General features: G+C 71.0%; 14 protein-coding genes. 10 read left to right on the top strand and 4 right to left on the bottom strand.

The features are described from left to right. Positions 1-223: 223 nt before the first annotated feature. Complete coding sequence (locus BEP24_RS01890) at positions 224-703, bottom strand: peroxiredoxin (protein WP_065959686.1); 480 nt, start codon at positions 701-703, stop codon at positions 224-226. A 137-nt stretch (positions 704-840) separates the two neighbouring features. Continuing rightward, positions 841-2523: an ABC transporter family substrate-binding protein gene (locus BEP24_RS01885; protein ID WP_065959685.1), complete on the bottom strand. Its 1683-nt coding sequence runs from the start codon at positions 2521-2523 to the stop codon at positions 841-843. A 144-nt stretch (positions 2524-2667) separates the two neighbouring features. Here BEP24_RS01885 and BEP24_RS01880 point away from each other — a divergent pair, with 144 nt between their 5' ends. Genes BEP24_RS01880 through BEP24_RS01870 form a run of 3 tightly spaced genes read left to right on the top strand, consistent with a single transcriptional unit; the run spans position 2668 to position 6804 of the window. After that, a complete protein-coding gene (locus BEP24_RS01880) occupies positions 2668-3651 on the top strand; it encodes an ABC transporter permease (protein ID WP_065959770.1) in 984 nt (327 codons plus the stop codon). A 1-nt stretch (position 3652) separates the two neighbouring features. Further along, a complete protein-coding gene (locus BEP24_RS01875; RefSeq protein ID WP_083229990.1) occupies positions 3653-4681 on the top strand; it encodes an ABC transporter permease in 1029 nt (342 codons plus the stop codon). After that, the gene (locus BEP24_RS01870) at positions 4678-6804 is read left to right on the top strand and encodes an ABC transporter ATP-binding protein (protein ID WP_065959683.1); all 2127 of its coding nucleotides are present in this window, start codon (positions 4678-4680) and stop codon (positions 6802-6804) included. The genes BEP24_RS01875 and BEP24_RS01870 overlap by 4 nt, the downstream gene beginning before the upstream one ends. 193 nt (positions 6805-6997) lie before the next feature. Here the strand turns inward: BEP24_RS01870 and BEP24_RS01865 are convergent, their stop codons facing one another. Beyond that, positions 6998-7747, bottom strand: a complete 750-nt coding sequence (locus BEP24_RS01865; RefSeq protein ID WP_065959681.1) for a CPBP family intramembrane glutamic endopeptidase — start codon at positions 7745-7747, stop codon at positions 6998-7000. Positions 7748-7870: 123 nt separating this feature from the next. Between BEP24_RS01865 and typA the strand changes: the two genes are divergently transcribed. The 7 genes from typA (at position 7871) to BEP24_RS01830 (ending at position 15988) form a co-directional block, all read left to right on the top strand. Then, on the top strand, positions 7871-9793 hold the full coding sequence (gene typA, locus BEP24_RS01860) for a translational GTPase TypA (RefSeq protein ID WP_065959680.1): 1923 nt from the start codon (positions 7871-7873) through the stop codon (positions 9791-9793). Between the two features lie 158 nt (positions 9794-9951). Continuing rightward, complete coding sequence (locus BEP24_RS01855; RefSeq protein WP_065959678.1) at positions 9952-11145, top strand: amidohydrolase; 1194 nt, start codon at positions 9952-9954, stop codon at positions 11143-11145. A gap of 108 nt (positions 11146-11253) precedes the next feature. After that, positions 11254-11793 (top strand): hypothetical protein, encoded by a 540-nt coding sequence (locus BEP24_RS01850; protein ID WP_065959677.1) that lies wholly within the window; start codon positions 11254-11256, stop codon positions 11791-11793. A gap of 19 nt (positions 11794-11812) precedes the next feature. Beyond that, the gene (locus tag BEP24_RS01845; RefSeq protein ID WP_065959675.1) at positions 11813-13006 is read left to right on the top strand and encodes a PIG-L family deacetylase; all 1194 of its coding nucleotides are present in this window, start codon (positions 11813-11815) and stop codon (positions 13004-13006) included. Between the two features lie 37 nt (positions 13007-13043). Beyond that, a complete protein-coding gene (gene fdxA / locus BEP24_RS01840) occupies positions 13044-13361 on the top strand; it encodes a ferredoxin (protein ID WP_065959672.1) in 318 nt (105 codons plus the stop codon). Between the two features lie 14 nt (positions 13362-13375). Continuing rightward, on the top strand, positions 13376-14494 hold the full coding sequence (gene dapC, locus BEP24_RS01835; RefSeq protein ID WP_065959671.1) for a succinyldiaminopimelate transaminase: 1119 nt from the start codon (positions 13376-13378) through the stop codon (positions 14492-14494). A 195-nt stretch (positions 14495-14689) separates the two neighbouring features. After that, positions 14690-15988 carry a citrate synthase gene (locus tag BEP24_RS01830; protein ID WP_083229989.1) on the top strand — a complete coding sequence of 433 codons (1299 nt, stop codon included), beginning with the start codon at positions 14690-14692 and terminating at the stop codon, positions 15986-15988. A 347-nt stretch (positions 15989-16335) separates the two neighbouring features. On the opposite strand, the gene dapD is transcribed toward BEP24_RS01830, so the two are convergent. After that, a complete protein-coding gene (dapD, locus tag BEP24_RS01825; protein WP_065959669.1) occupies positions 16336-17301 on the bottom strand; it encodes a 2,3,4,5-tetrahydropyridine-2,6-dicarboxylate N-succinyltransferase in 966 nt (321 codons plus the stop codon). Positions 17302-17347 lie beyond the last annotated feature (46 nt).

Genomic DNA, 17347 nt, shown 5'->3' with positions numbered 1-17347 from the left:
CCGCTGCGGCGGGTGCGCTCCGCTCGGGGTGCCCGTGAGTGCCTCCCCGGGGACGTCCGGGGAGCGGATGTGACACACCGGCGCGTACCCTCGGACGACCTGGTTCCCCGGGGAGGCTGACCCTCGTGGTCGGTTCGTGCAGACCATGTTCCGCGCACCCCCGTCCGGGTGTCAACGGTCGACGCAGAACCTTCAGGAAGGGTCGTTCTCCGGGCGCCCCGGGTCAGCCGACGAGCTGTTCGACCTGCTCGCGGATGGTCGCGGCACGAGGGAAGCGGAGCCCGACCAGCCCGACGTGCCGCCAGCGCACCACGCCGTCCGCGTCGACCACGAACACCGACCGGCGCAGACCGATCCCGGGCGCCTGCACGCCGTAGGCGCGGACGACGTCGCCCGAGGTGTCGCTGAGGAGCGGGAACGTCAGCGAGGCACCGCGGGCGAACGCCTCGTGGGAGTCGAGCGCCTGCGGGCTGATGCCCCACACCACGGCACCGAGCTCGACGAAGTCGTCGAGTTCCTCCTGGTACGAGCACAGCTGCGCGGTGCACCGCGGGGTGGCGTCACCGGGGTAGAAGGCGAGCACGACCGGTCGCCCGATCGCGGCGGCGAGGGCGTACTCCCCGTCGATCCGGGTGCCGGCAAGCAGGGTCGTGCCGGGGAGGGTGAAGTCGGGTGCCCGGTCGCCGACCTCGGGGATGCTCATGCGCTCACCGTAGGGGCACGGTGCGCCGCGCGGGGACGACGCGCGGCCGCGGACGTGGGACGGGCCCGGACGCGGGGTGCGTCCGGGCCCGTCGAGGGGTGGTGCGGTGTTGCGCGAGCGCTGTCGCTCGTGCGGTGTTACTTGGTGAAGCCGACCTTGGTCCAGTCGATGTTCTGGGCCCCCGCGAACGCGCCGTAGTTGGCGAGCTTCGGGTTCTGGGCCACGAGTGCGGGCTTGGCGGTGATCGGCATGGAGTGCCCGATCGCCCAGACCTTCTCGTCGATCTGGTTCCAGATCTTGTTGGCCTTGGTGGTGTCCGGCTCGGCGATGGCCTTCTTCACGAGCGCGTCGATGGTGGAGTCACCGATGCGGCCGTAGTTCTGGCCGGTGTCGCCGGTCGTGTAGATCGATGCGCTGCTCGAGTGGAAGCCGGTGCCGCCCCAGACGAAGATCGTCATGTCGTAGTTGCCCGGCGTGACGTACTGCTCGAAGAAGTCGTCGACCGCCACCGACTTGAGCTTCAGCTGGATGCCGACGTCCTTGAGCTGCTGCTGCATGACCTCGGAGAGCTTCTGCGACGACGTCGCGCCCGACGGGATCGTGATCGACAGCGAGAGGGTCTTGCCGTCCTTCTTGCGGTAGGTGCCGTCGGTCTTCCACCCGTCGTCGTCGAGGATCTTCTTCGCCTTCTCGACGTCGAAGGTCCCGTTCGGGTCGGTGTTCGACTGGTAGCCGTCGTCCGTCGACAGGAACAGGTGGTTGTCGAGCGTGCCGAGCTTGTAGGGGAGGGTCCCGCCGATGACCTGCGCCAGTGCCTCGCGGTTGACGGAGTGCTGGATCGCGAGTCGGAGCTGCTTGTCCTTCAGGATGCCCTTCGACGAGAAGTCGACGTGCGTGTACTGCGCTGAGGTGGACGCGTAGATCTTCGAGTCCTTCGCGTCCTTGACGCGGTCGAACCGCTCGGACGTCGTCGTCAGGACCGAGTCGATCTCCTTGTTCAGGTAGGCATCCACGTCGGCGTTGCCGTCGAGCGCGCGGAAGATGACCTGGTCCAGCTTCGGCTTCTCGCCCCACCAGTTGCTGTCCGGCACGATCGTCACGGTCTGGGCGGTCTCGTCGAGCTTCCCGACCTTGTACGGACCGGACGACACGGGGACGTTGCCCTTGTACGCCTCGTTGAACTTCTCCGGGGTGTCCGTCTGGCTGGCCGGGTAGAGCGGGCTGAACAGCGACTTCCAGTCGGAGAAGGGCTTGGAGAACACGACCTTCACGTCACGCTCGTCCGAGCCCTGGGACACCGATGCGATGTCCTCGTAGCCCGTGGTCGAGCCGACGAGGTACTCCTTGTTCGACCCGTTCAGGGCCTTCCACTCGTTCTCGAAGTCCTTCCACGTGATCGCGGAACCGTCGTTCCACTTCGCGTCCGGGTTGATCGTGTACTCGATCGTGAGCGGGTCGTCGCTCGTGGCCTCGGCCTTCGAGACGTAGTCGGTGTCGAGTTCGGGGGCGCCCTTGCCGTCGATCGTGTACACGAACGGCATCGTCGCCTGTTCGATCGTCGCCGCGTCGACCAGTGCGCCGTCGACCTGGTTGTAGTTCCACTGGGTGATCCACTGCGAGATCGGGAGTCGCAGTGTGCCGCCCTGCTCCAGGTCGGAGACGGGGTGCTCGTTGATCTGCGCCGTGGTGGGCAGCGTCTTCTTGCCCGAGTCGTCCGAGGCGCCGCCGGACCCACCGTTGGATCCGCTCGAGCAACCGGTGGCGACGAGCGCGAAGCCGGCGAGTGCCGCCGTCAACGCGAGGACGTTCCTGTGCTTCATGTTCTTCCCCTCGTGAAGTTGGGGATCACTGTACGACCCCTGGGCGGGGGTGGTCGACCGGTTCTGTTGCACATGCCAATTCGTTACGCGGCGGGTCGGTGCACGACATCTGCCCGAAACAATCGGGGTCGTATGGTGTTCCGCATGACCCGCTTCCTGGCGCGTCGACTCGTGTACTACGTCGTGCTCGTGTTCCTCGCCACATCGTTGACGTACTTCCTCTCGTCGGCGACGTTCAGCCCCCGTTCCGTCTACGCCGAACGCAACCCGGCCCCGCCCGCTGCGACCATCGACCGGAAGCTCGACGACATCGGCGTGAACGACAAGACGCCGATCGTGGTCCGCTACGGACACTGGCTCGGCGACGCCGTGCAGGGCAACCTCGGTCAGACGATCCAGGACCGTCCCGTCGCCGACCAGTTCTGGCCGCGACTCGGGGTGAGCCTGCGGCTGCTGCTCGTGGGCACGATCGTCGGCATCCTGCTCGGGGTGCTCCTCGGGGTCTGGAACGCGATCCGGCAGTACCGGGTGTCCGACCGGGTGAGCGCGGTCGTGTCGATCGTCCTCATCTCGACGCCCGTGTTCCTGACGGCGGTGTTCCTGAAGATCGGAGCGACGAAGCTCAACCAGGACACCGGGACGCAGATCATCAACTTCACCGGTGAGGCGACGCCCGGGCTGTCCGGGAGCTGGGCCGAGCTCCTCCTCGACCGCGGCGTGCACCTGCTGCTGCCGACGATCTCGATCGCACTCGGCCTCATCGCGATCTACAGCCGGTACCAGCGCGCGACGATGCTCGACGTCCTCGGGTCGGACTTCCTCCGCACCGCGCGGGCGAAGGGCCTGACGAAGCGCCAGGCGACCTTCAAGCACGGGCTCCGGACGGCGTTGTTGCCGATGACGACACTGTTCGCGTACGGCTTCCTCGGCATCCTGACCGGCGCGATCTTCACCGAGAAGATCTTCGGGTGGAACGGTCTCGGGGCGTGGTTCATCGACTCGGTGAACAACAACGACGTCAACGCCGTCACGGCCTACTCGCTGTTCGCCTCGGTGATGGTGCTCATCGCCGGGTTCCTGGCCGACACCCTCACGGCTGTCCTCGACCCGCGCGTCCGGAGGAACTGACATGACCGACACCCGCATCGAGCCCGTCGACGGGACGACCGTCGGACGTGCGGACACGCCCCTCCCCGGCACCCCGGAGCCCGGCCGCAAGCAGCGCAGCCGCTTGGCGCAGACGATCGCCCGCGTCTTCATGAACCGCGGTGCCGGCGTCGGCGCCGTCGTGATCGTGCTGCTCTTCGCCTTCGCGTTCATCGGTCCGCTGGTGAGCCCCTACGGCTACGCCCAGATCGACTACACCGCGTTCTCGCAGCCGCCGAGCGGCGCCCACTGGTTCGGGACCAACGGCATCGGGCAGGACGTCTTCGCGCAGACCGCCCGGGGCATGCAGAAGAGCCTGCTCATCGGCCTGCTCGTCGCGGTGTTCTCGACCGCCATCGCCGCGCTCGCCGGAGCAGCCGCAGGCTACTTCGGAGGCTGGACCGACCGCATCGTGATGTTCTTCGTCGACATGCTGCTCGTGCTGCCGTCGTTCCTCATCATCGCGATCATCAGCCCGCGCATCCAGAACGCCGGGTGGATCGTGCTCGTCGTGCTCATCGCCGGCTTCGGATGGATGATCACCGCCAGGGTGGTCCGGTCGATGACCCTGTCGGTGAAGGAGCGCGAGTTCGTCCGGGCAGCCCGCTACATGGGCATCGGTCCGTTCCGGATCATCTTCCGGCACATCCTGCCGAACGTCGCGTCGTTCCTCATCATCGACGGGACGATCCAGGTCGGCGCCGCGGTGCTGTCCGAGACGAGCCTGAGCTACTTCGGCTTCGGCGTGCAGCCGCCGGACGTCTCGCTCGGCACGCTCATCGCGCAGAACCAGGACGCAGCACTGACCAGCCCGTGGCTGTTCTTCTTCGCCGCCGGCGCGCTCGTGGTCTTCGCGATCGCGGCGAACCTGCTCGGCGACGGCCTGCGCGACGCCCTCGACCCGACCTCGGCGACCGGCAAGCGGCAGAAGCGCACGGGCCGCAAGCGGGACCAGAACCAGGCCGCGGTCGACGCGGCGACGATCACCACGCAGGCGGGGGCCGGCGCATGAGCACCACCACGACCACCACCGACACGGTCCTCCGGGTCCGCGACCTCGACGTCCGCTTCCCGACCCCGCGCGGCGTCGTGCACGCCGTCCGCGGTGTCGACCTCGAGCTGCGCCGGGGCGAGGTCCTCGGCATCGTGGGGGAGTCCGGCTCGGGCAAGTCCGTCACGAGCATGGCGATCCTCGGGCTGCTGCCGGAGACCACGAAGGTCACCGGCTCGATCGAGCTCGAGGGCGAGGAACTCCTCGGCCGCAGCGACAAGCAGATGAGCCGGCTCCGCGGCGCGAAGGTCGCGATGGTCTTCCAGGACCCGCTGTCGGCGTTCACGCCCGTCTACACGATCGGTGAGCAGATCGCCGAGACCGTCCGTCTGCACCGCGGGGCGTCCAAGCAGGAGGCCCGTGACCGTGCGATCGAGCTGCTCCGGCTCGTCGGCATCCCGCAGGCCGACCAGCGCGTCGACGCCTTCCCGCACGAGTTCTCGGGCGGCATGCGCCAGCGCGCGATGATCGCGATGGCGATGGCGAACGACCCCGACGTCATCCTCGCCGACGAGCCGACGACCGCCCTCGACGTGACGATCCAGGCGCAGATCATCGACGTGCTCCGGACCGCCCAGCGCGAGACCGGCGCGGCGCTCGTCTTCGTCAGTCACGACCTCGGCGTCATCGCCGGGATCGCCGACCGCATCGCCGTGATGTACGCCGGACGCATCGTCGAGACCGCCACGGCCGAGGAGCTCTTCGCGCGGCCCCGGATGCCGTACACGATCGGGCTCATCGGCGCGCTGCCCCGGCTCGACGAGTCGAGCGGCGACCCGCTCGTGCCGATCCCGGGCTCGCCGCCGTCGCTGATCGGTCTGACCGACGCCTGCCCGTTCGCCGACCGCTGCCCGCTCGCCGCCGCGGTGTGCCGGGGTTCCGAGCCGCCGCTCGCCGCGGTCGACGTGGCCGCCGGCGTCCCCGGCGAGGAGCCCGTCGACACGGCTGCTCCGCACGCGGTCGCATGCCACCGGACCGACGAGGTCGCGGCGGCCCACGCGGACGCCGGTGCGATCTTCCACCTGCCCGAGGCCGTCGACACCGGCGCCGCACGGACCGCGACCGACCGGGCCGACCGGCCCGCCGTCGTGCAGGTCGAGGGCCTGACGAAGACGTTCCCGCTGCTCAAGGGCGCGTTGTTCAAGCGGAAGGTCGGCGAGGTCTTCGCGGTCGACGGGGTGGACCTCGACATCCGGCAGGGCGAGACGCTCGGCCTCGTGGGGGAGTCCGGGTCGGGCAAGTCGACGACGCTGCACCAGCTCATGGACCTCGAACGACCCGAGCACGGCACCGTCGAGCTGTTCGGGCAGCCCGTGGTCGCGTCGAAGCAGCTCCGGCAGCGCATCTCGATGGTGTTCCAGGACCCGGCCGCGAGCCTCGACCCGCGCATGTCGGTGTACGACGTCGTCGCCGAGCCGCTCCGCGCGGTCGGGGCGTCCGCCGACCGCATCGCCGCACGGGTGCCCGAGCTCCTCGGGCTGGTCGGCCTGCGCGCCGCCGAGGCTGATCGCTTCCCGCACGAGTTCTCGGGCGGCCAGCGGCAGCGCATCTCGATCGCGCGGGCACTCGCCACCGAGCCGGAGCTCATCGTGCTCGACGAGCCGGTCTCCGCGCTGGACGTCTCGATCCAGGCGGGCGTGCTCAACCTGCTCGCCGACCTCAAGGCGCGGCTCGGGCTGTCGTACCTGTTCGTGTCGCACGACCTGTCGGTGATCCGGCACGTGGCCGACCGCGTCAGCGTGATGTACCTCGGCCGCACGGTCGAGGAAGGATCCGTCGACGAGGTCTTCGAGCGGCCGATGCACCCGTACACGGCGGCGCTCATGTCGGCGGTGCCGGTGCCGGACCCCGCGGTCGAGCGCGCGCGGCGGACCATCCTGCTGCCCGGTGACCCGCCGAGCCCGACCGAGCGTCCGACGGGCTGCCGGTTCCGGTCGCGCTGCCCGCTCTACGCGATGCTGCCCGAGGCCGAGCAGGCCCGGTGCCGCGACGAGGTCCCGGACAAGGAGCCGCGCCGCGGCGAGGCCGTCGACCACCGCGCGGCGTGCCACTACCCCGAGAAGGTCCCGCAGCTCGTGGCCTGACCCACCGGACGCGACCCACGGGCGGTCGCGACCCACGGACGGACGGGAGGCGCGGTGCGGGCCCGCACCGCGCCTCCCGTCCGTCCCGCGGTCCCGTCCACCGCACGGATGGAGCAGCACCCGTCGGGTCCCGTCCGCCCACCCGACGGTTCCTGCTCCATCCCCGGACGCTGGCCGCGCAGGCCGGCCGGCGCTACCGGAACAGCTGCGGGAACGCGTGCGCGACGTACGGGTACCCGACGAACACCGCGGCGTCGAGCAGGCAGTGCGTGATGACCAGGGGGAGCAGCCGCCCCCACCGTGTGTAGATCCACCCGAACACCACGCCCATCACCGCGTTCCCCACGAACGCACCGAAGCCCTGGTACAGGTGGTAGCTCCCGCGCAGGACCGCCGTCGACAGCACGACCTGCCAGCGACCCCAGCCGAGCCCGCCGAGCCGCTCGTACAGGTAGCCGACGACGATGACCTCCTCCTGCAGCCCGGACCGGACGGCCGAGAGCAGCAGGACCGGGACCGTCCACCAGTACGAGTCGAGCGCCGCCGGGTCCACATCGACCGTGATGCCGAGCGCGCGGCCCGTGAAGTAGAGCGCGAGCCCGGGGACCCCGATGCCGAGTGCGATGAGCGCCGCGCCGCCGAGGTCGGGGCGCACACGGAACCGGTCGATCCCGAGTCGGGACAGGTGCGGCCGGGTCGTGCTCCAGAGGAGGTAGCACACGAGCGCGACCGGGGCGAGGTCGACCGCGACGCCCAGGAGCTGCCGCGCGAGGTCGACGTACTGCACGGTCGTGGTCGACTGGTTGAGCGCCGTGGACTGCTCGCCGAGCGGGGTCGTCTGCGACAGGTCGTCGATGATCTGCAGGACCGAGTACAGCGCGCTGGCACCCAGCGAGAGCATGAGGACGATCGTGATCTCGACCCACGTTCGCCGTCGGCTCATGCGCTGTACTCCTCACAGTTGCGAACTACCGGTAGACTGGCGTGTCGGGCGTTCTGCCCGCGGGTGTGGCGCCGGAAGGCTGCAGCCCCGACCCTCTCCAAAAGATCTTGAAGGATGTCCTGTATGGCGCTCGCCACCCGGTCCGACCTGCGCAACGTCGCCATCGTGGCACACGTCGACCACGGCAAGACCACCCTCGTCGACGCGATGCTCACGCAGACCAACTCGTTCGACGCCCACTTCGAGGGCGAAGACCGCATGATGGACTCGAACGACCTCGAGCGCGAGAAGGGCATCACCATCCTCGCGAAGAACACCTCGGTGCTCTACAACGGGGTGCACGCGAAGGAGTTCGGCGACGGCGGCCCGATCACGATCAACGTGATCGACACCCCCGGCCACGCCGACTTCGGTGGTGAGGTCGAGCGCGGCCTCTCCATGGTCGACGGTGTCGTGCTGCTCGTCGACGCGTCCGAGGGCCCGCTGCCCCAGACGCGCTTCGTGCTCCGCAAGGCGCTCGCCGCCAAGCTCCCGGTGATCCTGCTCGTCAACAAGACGGACCGCCCGGACTCCCGCATCGACGAGGTCGTCTCCGAGTCGCAGGACCTGCTGCTCGGCCTGGCGTCGGACCTCGCGGACGAGGTCGACGACCTCGACCTCGACGCGATCCTCGACGTGCCGGTGGTCTACGCCTCCGGTCGCGCCGGCGCCGCGTCGCGCAACAAGCCCGAGGACGGCACCCTGCCGGACAACGACGACCTCGAGCCGCTGTTCGAGGCGATCCTGCAGCACGTCCCGGCCCCGAAGTACGACGACGAGCACCCCCTGCAGGCGCACGTCACGAACCTCGACGCCTCGCCGTTCCTCGGCCGCCTCGCGCTGCTGCGCATCTTCCACGGCACGATGAAGAAGGGCCAGACCGTGGCCTGGGTGAAGCACGACGGCACCGTCGCGAACGCCCGCATCACCGAGCTGCTCATCACGAAGGCGCTCGACCGCTACCCGGCCGAGTCCGCGGGCCCCGGTGACATCGTCGCCGTCGCCGGCTTCGACACCATCACCATCGGTGAGACCCTGAGCGACCCCGAGGACGTCCGCCCGCTGCCGACCATCACGGTCGACGACCCGGCGATCTCGATGACGATCGGCACGAACACCAGCCCGCTCGTCGGCAAGGTGAAGGGCCACAAGCTCACCGCCCGCATGGTCAAGGAGCGCCTCGACCGCGAGCTCGTCGGCAACGTCTCGCTCAAGGTCCTCGACATCGGTCGTCCGGACGCCTGGGAGGTGCAGGGCCGCGGTGAGCTGGCGCTGGCCATCCTGGTCGAGCAGATGCGCCGCGAGGGCTTCGAGCTCACCGTGGGCAAGCCGCAGGTCGTCACGCGTCGTGACGAGAACGGCAAGCTCCAGGAGCCCTACGAGCACATGACGATCGACACGCCGGAGGAGCACCTCGGCGCGATCACGCAGCTCATGGCCGCGCGCAAGGGTCGCATGGAGAACATGACGAACCACGGCACCGGCTGGATCCGCATGGAGTTCATCGTGCCGTCGCGTGGTCTCATCGGCTTCCGCACGTCGTTCCTCACCGAGACCCGCGGCACCGGCATCGCCAACGCGATCTCGCACGGCTACGACGACTGGGCCGGCCCGATCCAGACCCGCATCAACGGCTCGATCGTGTCCGACCGCTCGGGTGTCGTCACGCCGTTCGCCATCACGAACCTCCAGGAGCGGATGACGTTCTTCGTCAACCCGACCGAGGAGGTCTACGAGGGCATGGTCATCGGCGAGAACTCGCGCGCCGACGACATGGACGTGAACATCACCAAGGAGAAGAAGCTCACGAACATGCGTTCGGCGAACGCCGACTCCTTCGAGTCGATGACGCCGTCGCGCCAGCTCTCCCTCGAGGAGTGCCTGGAGTTCGCGCGCGAGGACGAGTGCGTCGAGGTCACCCCCGACGCCGTCCGCATCCGCAAGGTCGAGCTCGACGCGCAGGCACGCCAGCGCGCCTACGCCCGCCTCAAGCGCCAGGACGCGTAGCGGCAGGTCGCGTCAGCGACACGGCAGCAGCCGGGAGGCACGCCCTCCGTCCGACGGCCCGGTCACCTCGTCGAGGTGGCCGGGCCGTCGGCGTCCCCGCCCCCGGTGGTGTCGCCGTCGGTGGTCCTGCCGTCGGTGTCCGGGGTTACGGTGGACGGGTGACCCTCGATCTGCTCTCGCTGTACCAGGACCTGCACGCCCACCCGGAGCTCGGCTTCCAGGAGCACCGGACGGCCGGCGTCGTGGCCGACCGCCTCGCCGAGATCGGCGGGCTCGAGGTCACGACGGGCGTCGGCGGCACGGGCGTCGTCGGCGTGCTGTCGAACGGTGACGGCCCGGTCGTCTGGCTCCGTGCCGACATGGACGGCCTGCCCGTGCAGGAGCGCACCGGGCTGGCCTACGCGAGCGAGCACACCGGTCGCGACGACGAGGGCAACGACGTTCCGACCATGCACGCCTGCGGCCACGACATCCACGTGACGTGGCTGCTCGGCGCGCTCGAGCGGCTCGTCGCCACCCGTGCGGACTGGCACGGCACCGTCGTCGCGGTCTTCCAGCCCGCAGAAGAGGTCATCTCCGGTGCCCGCGCCATGATCGAGGACGGGCTCGTCGACCGCTTCCCGACGCCCGACGTCGTGCTCGGGCAGCACTCCGCGCCGGCCCCGGTGGGCGTCGTCGCGGTCGGCTCCGGCCCGGTGATGGCGTCGAGCGACCGCCTGACGATCACGTTCAACGGCCGTGGCGCGCACGGCTCGGCACCGCAGGCGTCCCTCGACCCGATCGTCACCGCGGCCAGCGCCGTCGTGCGTCTGCAGACCGTCGTCTCGCGCGAGGTGTCCCCGTCGGACGCCGGGGTGGTCACCGTCGGCAGCTTCCACGCCGGCACCCGGCCGAACATCATCCCGGACCAGGCCGTCATCGAGATCTCGACCCGGGCCCGCAACGAGGAGACCCGCGAGCGCATCATCGCCTCGATCGAGCGGATCGTGCGCGCCGAGAGCGACGCCGGCGGTCTGCCCGCCCCGACGATCGAGCGTGCCCCGGGCGCCGAGGTCACCGTGAACGACGCCGACGCCGCCGCACGCGTGCTCGCGTCCCTGCACGGGGTGGTCCCGGACGCGCGCGACCTCGAGACCGGGCTGGCGATGGCGTCGGAGGACGTCGGCCAGCTCGCCACCGCCGCCGGTGCGCCGCTCGTGTACTGGTTCACGGGCATCACCGACCCCGAGCTGTTCCGGAGCGGCGCCGACGTCCCGAGCAACCACTCGCCGTTCTACGCGCCGCAGGCCGAGACGGCGATCCCGGTCGGGGTCGACGCCCTCGTGGCGGCGACCCGCGCGCACCTGTCCTGACCGACCGCTGCGTCCGCGCCCGGCCGGCGCGTGGCGACCACGGGGCGGACCGGCGGCTTCCCAGGGAACGCACGCCGGGCCTCCCGGCAGTCGTCCTAGGGTGACCGCATGCGAACGTCACGGACCCTGATCGCCGCCGTCACGGCGGGCATCGCCCTCGCCGGCCTGACCGGCTGCTCCGCCGACGCCGTGCAGCAGGCGACCGACCTCGGCTCCTCCGTCGCGTCGAACGTGAGCGAGACCGTCCAGGGCATCGACGGCAAGGCGATCCAGGACGGCATGTCCTCGGTGGCCGGCGGCATCGACGGCGCGCTCGACACGGCGCTCAAGGGCACGGGCGTCACCTCGGACGGCAAGGTGCCCGACGGGTTCCCGACCGCCCAGGTCCCGCTCGTCGACGGCACGGTGCTCGGCGGCGGTTCCGGTCCCGACGGGTCCGGGTGGGTCGCGCAGGTCCGTGTCGCCTCGGTCGACGACTTCACGGTGGCCGCGCAACGCCTCGCGGACGCCGGCTACACCGAGTCGGCGAAGCGGGCGGACGCGTCGAGCGCGTTCGGCATGTTCCGCGGCGACGCGTACCGGGTGGTCCTGACGTTCTCACAGACCGGCGACGGCGTCACGGCGACGTACATCGTGACGCCGCGCTAGCGAAGTAGCCTGGGGGACGATGTCCAAGGTCTCCGCCACGCGCCCCGAGCGCGTCCTCTTCGTGCACGCCCACCCCGACGACGAGACCCTCGTGTCGGGCGGCACCATCGCGACGCTGCTCGAACTCGGCGCCGAGGTCACCGTCCTGACCGCCACGCGCGGGGAACGGGGCGAGGTGCTCGTCCCCGAACTCGCGTCGATCGTCGGCGACGGTGCCCGCGTGGCCGCGCACCGCGAGACCGAGATCGCCGCGGCCCTCGCCGCCCTCGGCGGGCCGGCGCACCTGTGGCTCGGCGGACCGGGTGCCCGACCGACCGACCTGCCGCACCGGCGGTACAGCGACTCGGGCATGCAGTGGGGCCCGGACGGTCGCGCCGTCGCGGCCGACGACGCACCGGCCGACTCGCTCACCGCCGCCGACCTCGGCGAGGTCGTCGACGACGTGCGTGCCGCCATCCGGTCGACGGGCGCCGACGCGGTCGTGAGCTACGCCGACGACGGCGGGTACGGGCACCCCGACCACGTGCGGGTGCACAACGCGGCGCGGTACGCGGCCCGTGCCGAGGAGGTCCCGTTCTCGATGATCGTCGACCCCGGGTCCGCCGAGGTCGACCTGACCGTCGACGTCCTGCCCGTGCGGGCGAAGGTGCGTGCGGCGCTCGAGCAGTACCGGTCGCAGGTCACCGTCGACCCGGCCGACCCGGAGCACCCCCGCGCGCTCAGCTGGGTGATGCCGCACGGCGAGCGGCAGCACGCCCCCGCGGTCGAGGCGTACCGGCACGACGCCGACCCCGTGCCGCAGGCTCCGCAGACCTTCGCCGAGATGTCCGGGCAGGGGAAGGCCGCCGCGGTGGTCGTCGCCGCGGTGCTCGGACTCGTCGAGGGTGCACTCGGCACCGTGACCCACCAGCAGACCCTCGGCGGGTTCCCGGTCGGCGCCGTCATCACGACGCTCATGGTGGTCGGGTTGCTCGTCGGGCTGCGCCTGCTCTACCGGTCGCGGGCGATGGTCGCCGCGGCCGGGATCGCGGTCATGGTCGCGACCCAGGTGCTCTCGTCGGTCGCCGGACCGTCCTCGCCCCTGGTCCCGCAGAACCTCGCCGGCTACGTGTGGACGTTCGCGCCGGCGGTCATCGCCGCGTTCACGCTCGCGTGGCCGGACCTGGCCGGACTCCGAGCGGCGCGGTCAGGGCCCCCGGCGGCCCGCGGGTAGACTCGGGTTCGCTCAGTCCGAAGGGAGCACCCGCACCGTGACCTACGTGATCGCCCAGCCCTGTGTCGACGTCAAGGACCGCGCCTGCATCGACGAATGCCCGGTCGACTGCATCTACGAGGGTGACCGGTCGCTCTACATCCACCCCGACGAGTGCGTGGACTGCGGGGCCTGCGAGCCCGTCTGCCCCGTCGAGGCGATCTACTACGAGGACGACCTGCCCGACCAGTGGGCCGACTACTACAAGGCCAACGTCGAGTTCTTCGACGAGGTCGGCTCGCCCGGTGGCGCCGCCAAGGTCGGCGTGATCCACAAGGACCACCCCGTGGTCCTCGCCGAGCCCCCGCGCGGCTGAGCCCGGGGCAGCACGTGGCGCTCGACCTCCCCGACTTCCCCTGGGACCAGCTCGTCCCGTTCAAGCAGCGCGCCGCGGCGTACGAGGGCGGCATCGTCGACCTCAGCGTCGGCTCACCCGTCGACCCGACGCCCGCGGTGGTGCGGACGGCCCTCGCCGAGGCCACCGACGCGCACGCGTACCCGCAGGTCGCCGGCACCCCGGCCCTGCGCGAGGCGATCGCCGACTGGTACGGACGCCGGCAGGGGATCACCCTGACGCCGGAGCAGGTCCTGCCGACGATCGGCTCGAAGGAGTTCATCGCCGGGCTCGCGCTGTGGCTCGGCATCGGCCCGGGCGACGCCGTGGTGTTCCCCGAGGCCGCCTACCCGACCTACGAACTCGGCGCCGCACTCGTCCGCGCCGAGGCACTGGCGTCCGACGACCCCGCCGCGTGGCCGGCGACGACGAAGCTCGTGTGGCTGAACTCGCCCGGCAACCCCGACGGCCGCGTCCTGTCGGTCGAGCAGCTCCGCGCCGCGGTCACCCGGGCCCGCGAGCTCGGCGCCGTCGTGGTCGGGGACGAGTGCTACGCCGAACTCGGGTGGGAACCGCCGTACGACACCGCCCCGACCCCGTCGATCCTCGACCCGCGGGTCGTCGGCGACTCGGTCGACGGCGTCCTGGCCGTCTACTCGCTGTCGAAGCAGTCGAACCTCGCGGGCTACCGTGCCGCGTTCGTCGCCGGGGACGCCGCACTGCTCGCCGAGGTCCTGGCGGTCCGGAAGCACACCGGGATGATGCCGCCGCTGCCCGTGCAGCAGGCCATGGTGGTCGCCCTCGCCGACGAGACGCACGTGCAGCAGCAGAAGGCGCGCTACCGGAACCGCCGGAACATGCTCCGACGGGCACTCGACGAGGCGGGCTTCCGCATCGACCACAGCGAGGCCGGCCTGTACCTGTGGGCCACGCGCGGTGAGCCCGCGCTCGACACGGTCGGGTGGCTCGCCGACCGCGGCATCCTCGTCGCCCCGGGCACGTTCTACGGTCCTGCGGGCGCGGAGCACGTGCGCATCGCGCTCACGGCGACCGACGACCGGATCGCGGCTGCCGCGCAGCGGCTGGCGAGCACGCGGCGACTGTCCGCGTCCTGACGGGCGTGGGCCGCGCCTCCCGGCCGGTCCGCGGGCTCCGCACCGCCGGGCGTTCCGTGCACAATCCGCGGTTCCCACCAAATCCCGGGTCCCGGGTGGTGCACGACCGACAGTCGCCGCGATTAGGCTGTCGTCGTGACTGACACTGCCAACGACGCTCAGAAGACGGCCACACCGCCCACCACGCCTGTCCCCGTGAGCCCGGGCGCCGCCGAGTCGACGGAGACCGCGACGCTGACGTTCCCGGGGGGAACGGCGGAGTTCCCGATCCTGCCGAGCGTCGACGGAGCGTCGGCGATCGACATCTCGTCGCTCAAGAAGCAGACGGGGCTGAACACGCTCGACTACGGCTTCGTCAACACCGGGGCCACCCGCAGCGCCATCACGTACATCGACGGCGACGAGGGCATCCTGCGGTACCGCGGGTACCCGATCGACCAGGTCGCCTCCGGCTGCACGTACCTCGAGGTCGCCTGGCTGCTCATCTACGGTGAGCTCCCCACGGCCGACGAGCTCGCGTCGTTCGACGCGCGGATCCGTCGCCACACGCTGCTGCACGAGGACCTCCGTCGCCTGTTCGACGCGCTCCCGCACTCGGCCCACCCGATGTCGGTGCTGTCCAGCGCGGTCAGTGCGCTGTCGACGTACTACGAGGACGACATGGACGTCGACGACCCCGAGAAGGTCGAGCTGCAGACCGTCCGGCTCCTCGCCAAGCTCCCCGTCATCGCGGCGTACGCGCACAAGAAGGCGATCGGGCAGGCCTTCCTGTACCCGGACAACTCGCTGTCGTTCGTCGACAACTTCCTCCGCCTGAACTTCGGCACCATGGCCGAGACCTACGTGCCGAACCCGGTGCTGTCGAAGGCGCTCGAGCGGCTGCTCATCCTGCACGAGGACCACGAGCAGAACGCCTCGACCTCGACCGTGCGGCTCGTCGGCTCGACGAAGGCCAACATGTTCGCGTCGATCTCGGCGGGCATCAACGCGCTGTACGGGCCGCTGCACGGCGGCGCGAACGAGGCCGTGCTCGAGATGCTCCAGCAGATCAAGGACTCGGGCGAGCCGGTGTCACGCTTCGTCGAGCGGGTGAAGAACAAGGAGCGCGGGGTGAAGCTCATGGGCTTCGGGCACCGCGTCTACAAGAACTACGACCCGCGCGCGAAGCTCGTCAAGGAGTCCGCGCACGAGGTGCTCCAGTCGCTCGGCGTGCAGGACGACCTGCTCGACATCGCGATGGAGCTGGAGCAGATCGCGCTCGAGGACGAGTACTTCGTCAGCCGCCGGCTCTACCCGAACGTCGACTTCTACACCGGCATCATCTACCGGGCGATGGGCTTCCCGCCGCGGATGTTCACCGTGCTGTTCGCCATCGGGCGGCTGCCCGGCTGGATCGCGCAGTGGCGTGAGCTGAACAACGACCCGCAGAACAAGATCGGGCGCCCGCAGCAGCTGTACGTGGGGCACCCGGAGCGGGACCTGCCGGCGCGCTGACGCCGCGGCGCCCGCCTTCCCGACAGAAGAGGCCCGCTCGCGTCCCGCGAGCGGGCCTCTTCTGTCACGCTCGGCGCTGCGTGCTGACGCCTCGTGCCCGCTGGGCGCTGCGCGCGCGGCGTGTCCTGCCCGCTCGGCGACGCGAGCGGCGTCGGACGGGAGGCGCGGTGCGGGCTGGCACCGCGCCTCCCGTCCGGCGCCCCGGCCGTTCCTTCCCGTGCCGCGTGGGATGCTCGCCCGGCGCGCGTGGGATGCTCGGTCGAACCGGGCGTACCTGGTCGTTCCGATGGACCAGGTACGCCCGATTCGGCCAGGCACGCCCCGTTCCAGGCGCGGATGCCGAGCGGCTACGCGTGCAGGGCGGTGTTGAGCTGGATGCCGTCGCCCTTGCGCTGCAGGGCCTCGACCGCGCCCGTGAGCGAGTTGCGGCGGAACAGCACGTTCGGGACGCCTGAGAGCTCGGCAGCCTTCACGGTGCGGGCGGTCCCGTCGGGTGCCGGGGCGGCTCCGACGAGCACGACCTTGGTGCCGGCCGTGACGTAGAGCCCCGCCTCGACCACGGAGTCGTCGCCGAGCGAGATCCCGAGACCGGCGTTCGCGCCGAGCAGGGCCCGCTCACCGAGGGACACCCGGTGCGTGCCGCCGCCGGACAGCGTGCCCATGATCGACGCCCCGCCACCGATGTCCGTGCCGTTCCCCACGACGACGCCCTGGCTGATCCGGCCCTCGACCATCGCGTCACCGAGGGTGCCCGCGTTGAAGTTGACGAAGCCCTCGTGCATGACGGTCGTGCCCGGGGCGAGGTGCGCGCCGAGGCGGACCCGCGAGGCGTCGGCGATCCGGACCCGTTCGGGCACCACGTAGTCGAGCAGGCGGGGGAACTTGTCGACCGCGTGCACCGCGATGCCCGCGCGCTGCAGCACCGGGCGGAGCCGGACGAGCGCGTCGGGGTGGACCGGTCCGGCGTTCGTCCACGCGACGATCGGCAGGTGCGCGAAGACGCCGTCGAGGTTGACGGTGTTCGGGCGGACGTGCAGGTGGCTGAGCAGGTGCAGTCGGAGGTACGCGTCGGGCGTGCTCGCCGGGGCGTCGTCGATGGCGACGGCGGTCGTCACGACCTCGGTGCGGACCTCGCGGCGCGGGTCCTCGCCCACGTGCGCGAGGAGGTCGGCGGGGACGGCGGCGTCGGAGGGCAGGACACCGAGGTGCGTCTCCGGGTACCAGGTGTCGAGGGTGGTGCCGTCGGCGGCGATCGTCGCCAGGCCGTGGCCCCAGGCGTGGGTGGGCTGCGCGGTGGAGGTCGTCTCGGTCACCGGACAAGGGTAGCGAGCGCCCGCGAGGGGCGACCGTCCGGGCGGT

This window comes from Curtobacterium sp. UCD-KPL2560, from assembly GCF_001705035.1.
Taxonomy (GTDB): domain Bacteria; phylum Actinomycetota; class Actinomycetes; order Actinomycetales; family Microbacteriaceae; genus Curtobacterium.
Note: the sequence above shows the minus strand (reverse complement) of the source record. Positions and strands in the feature narration are given on the sequence as shown.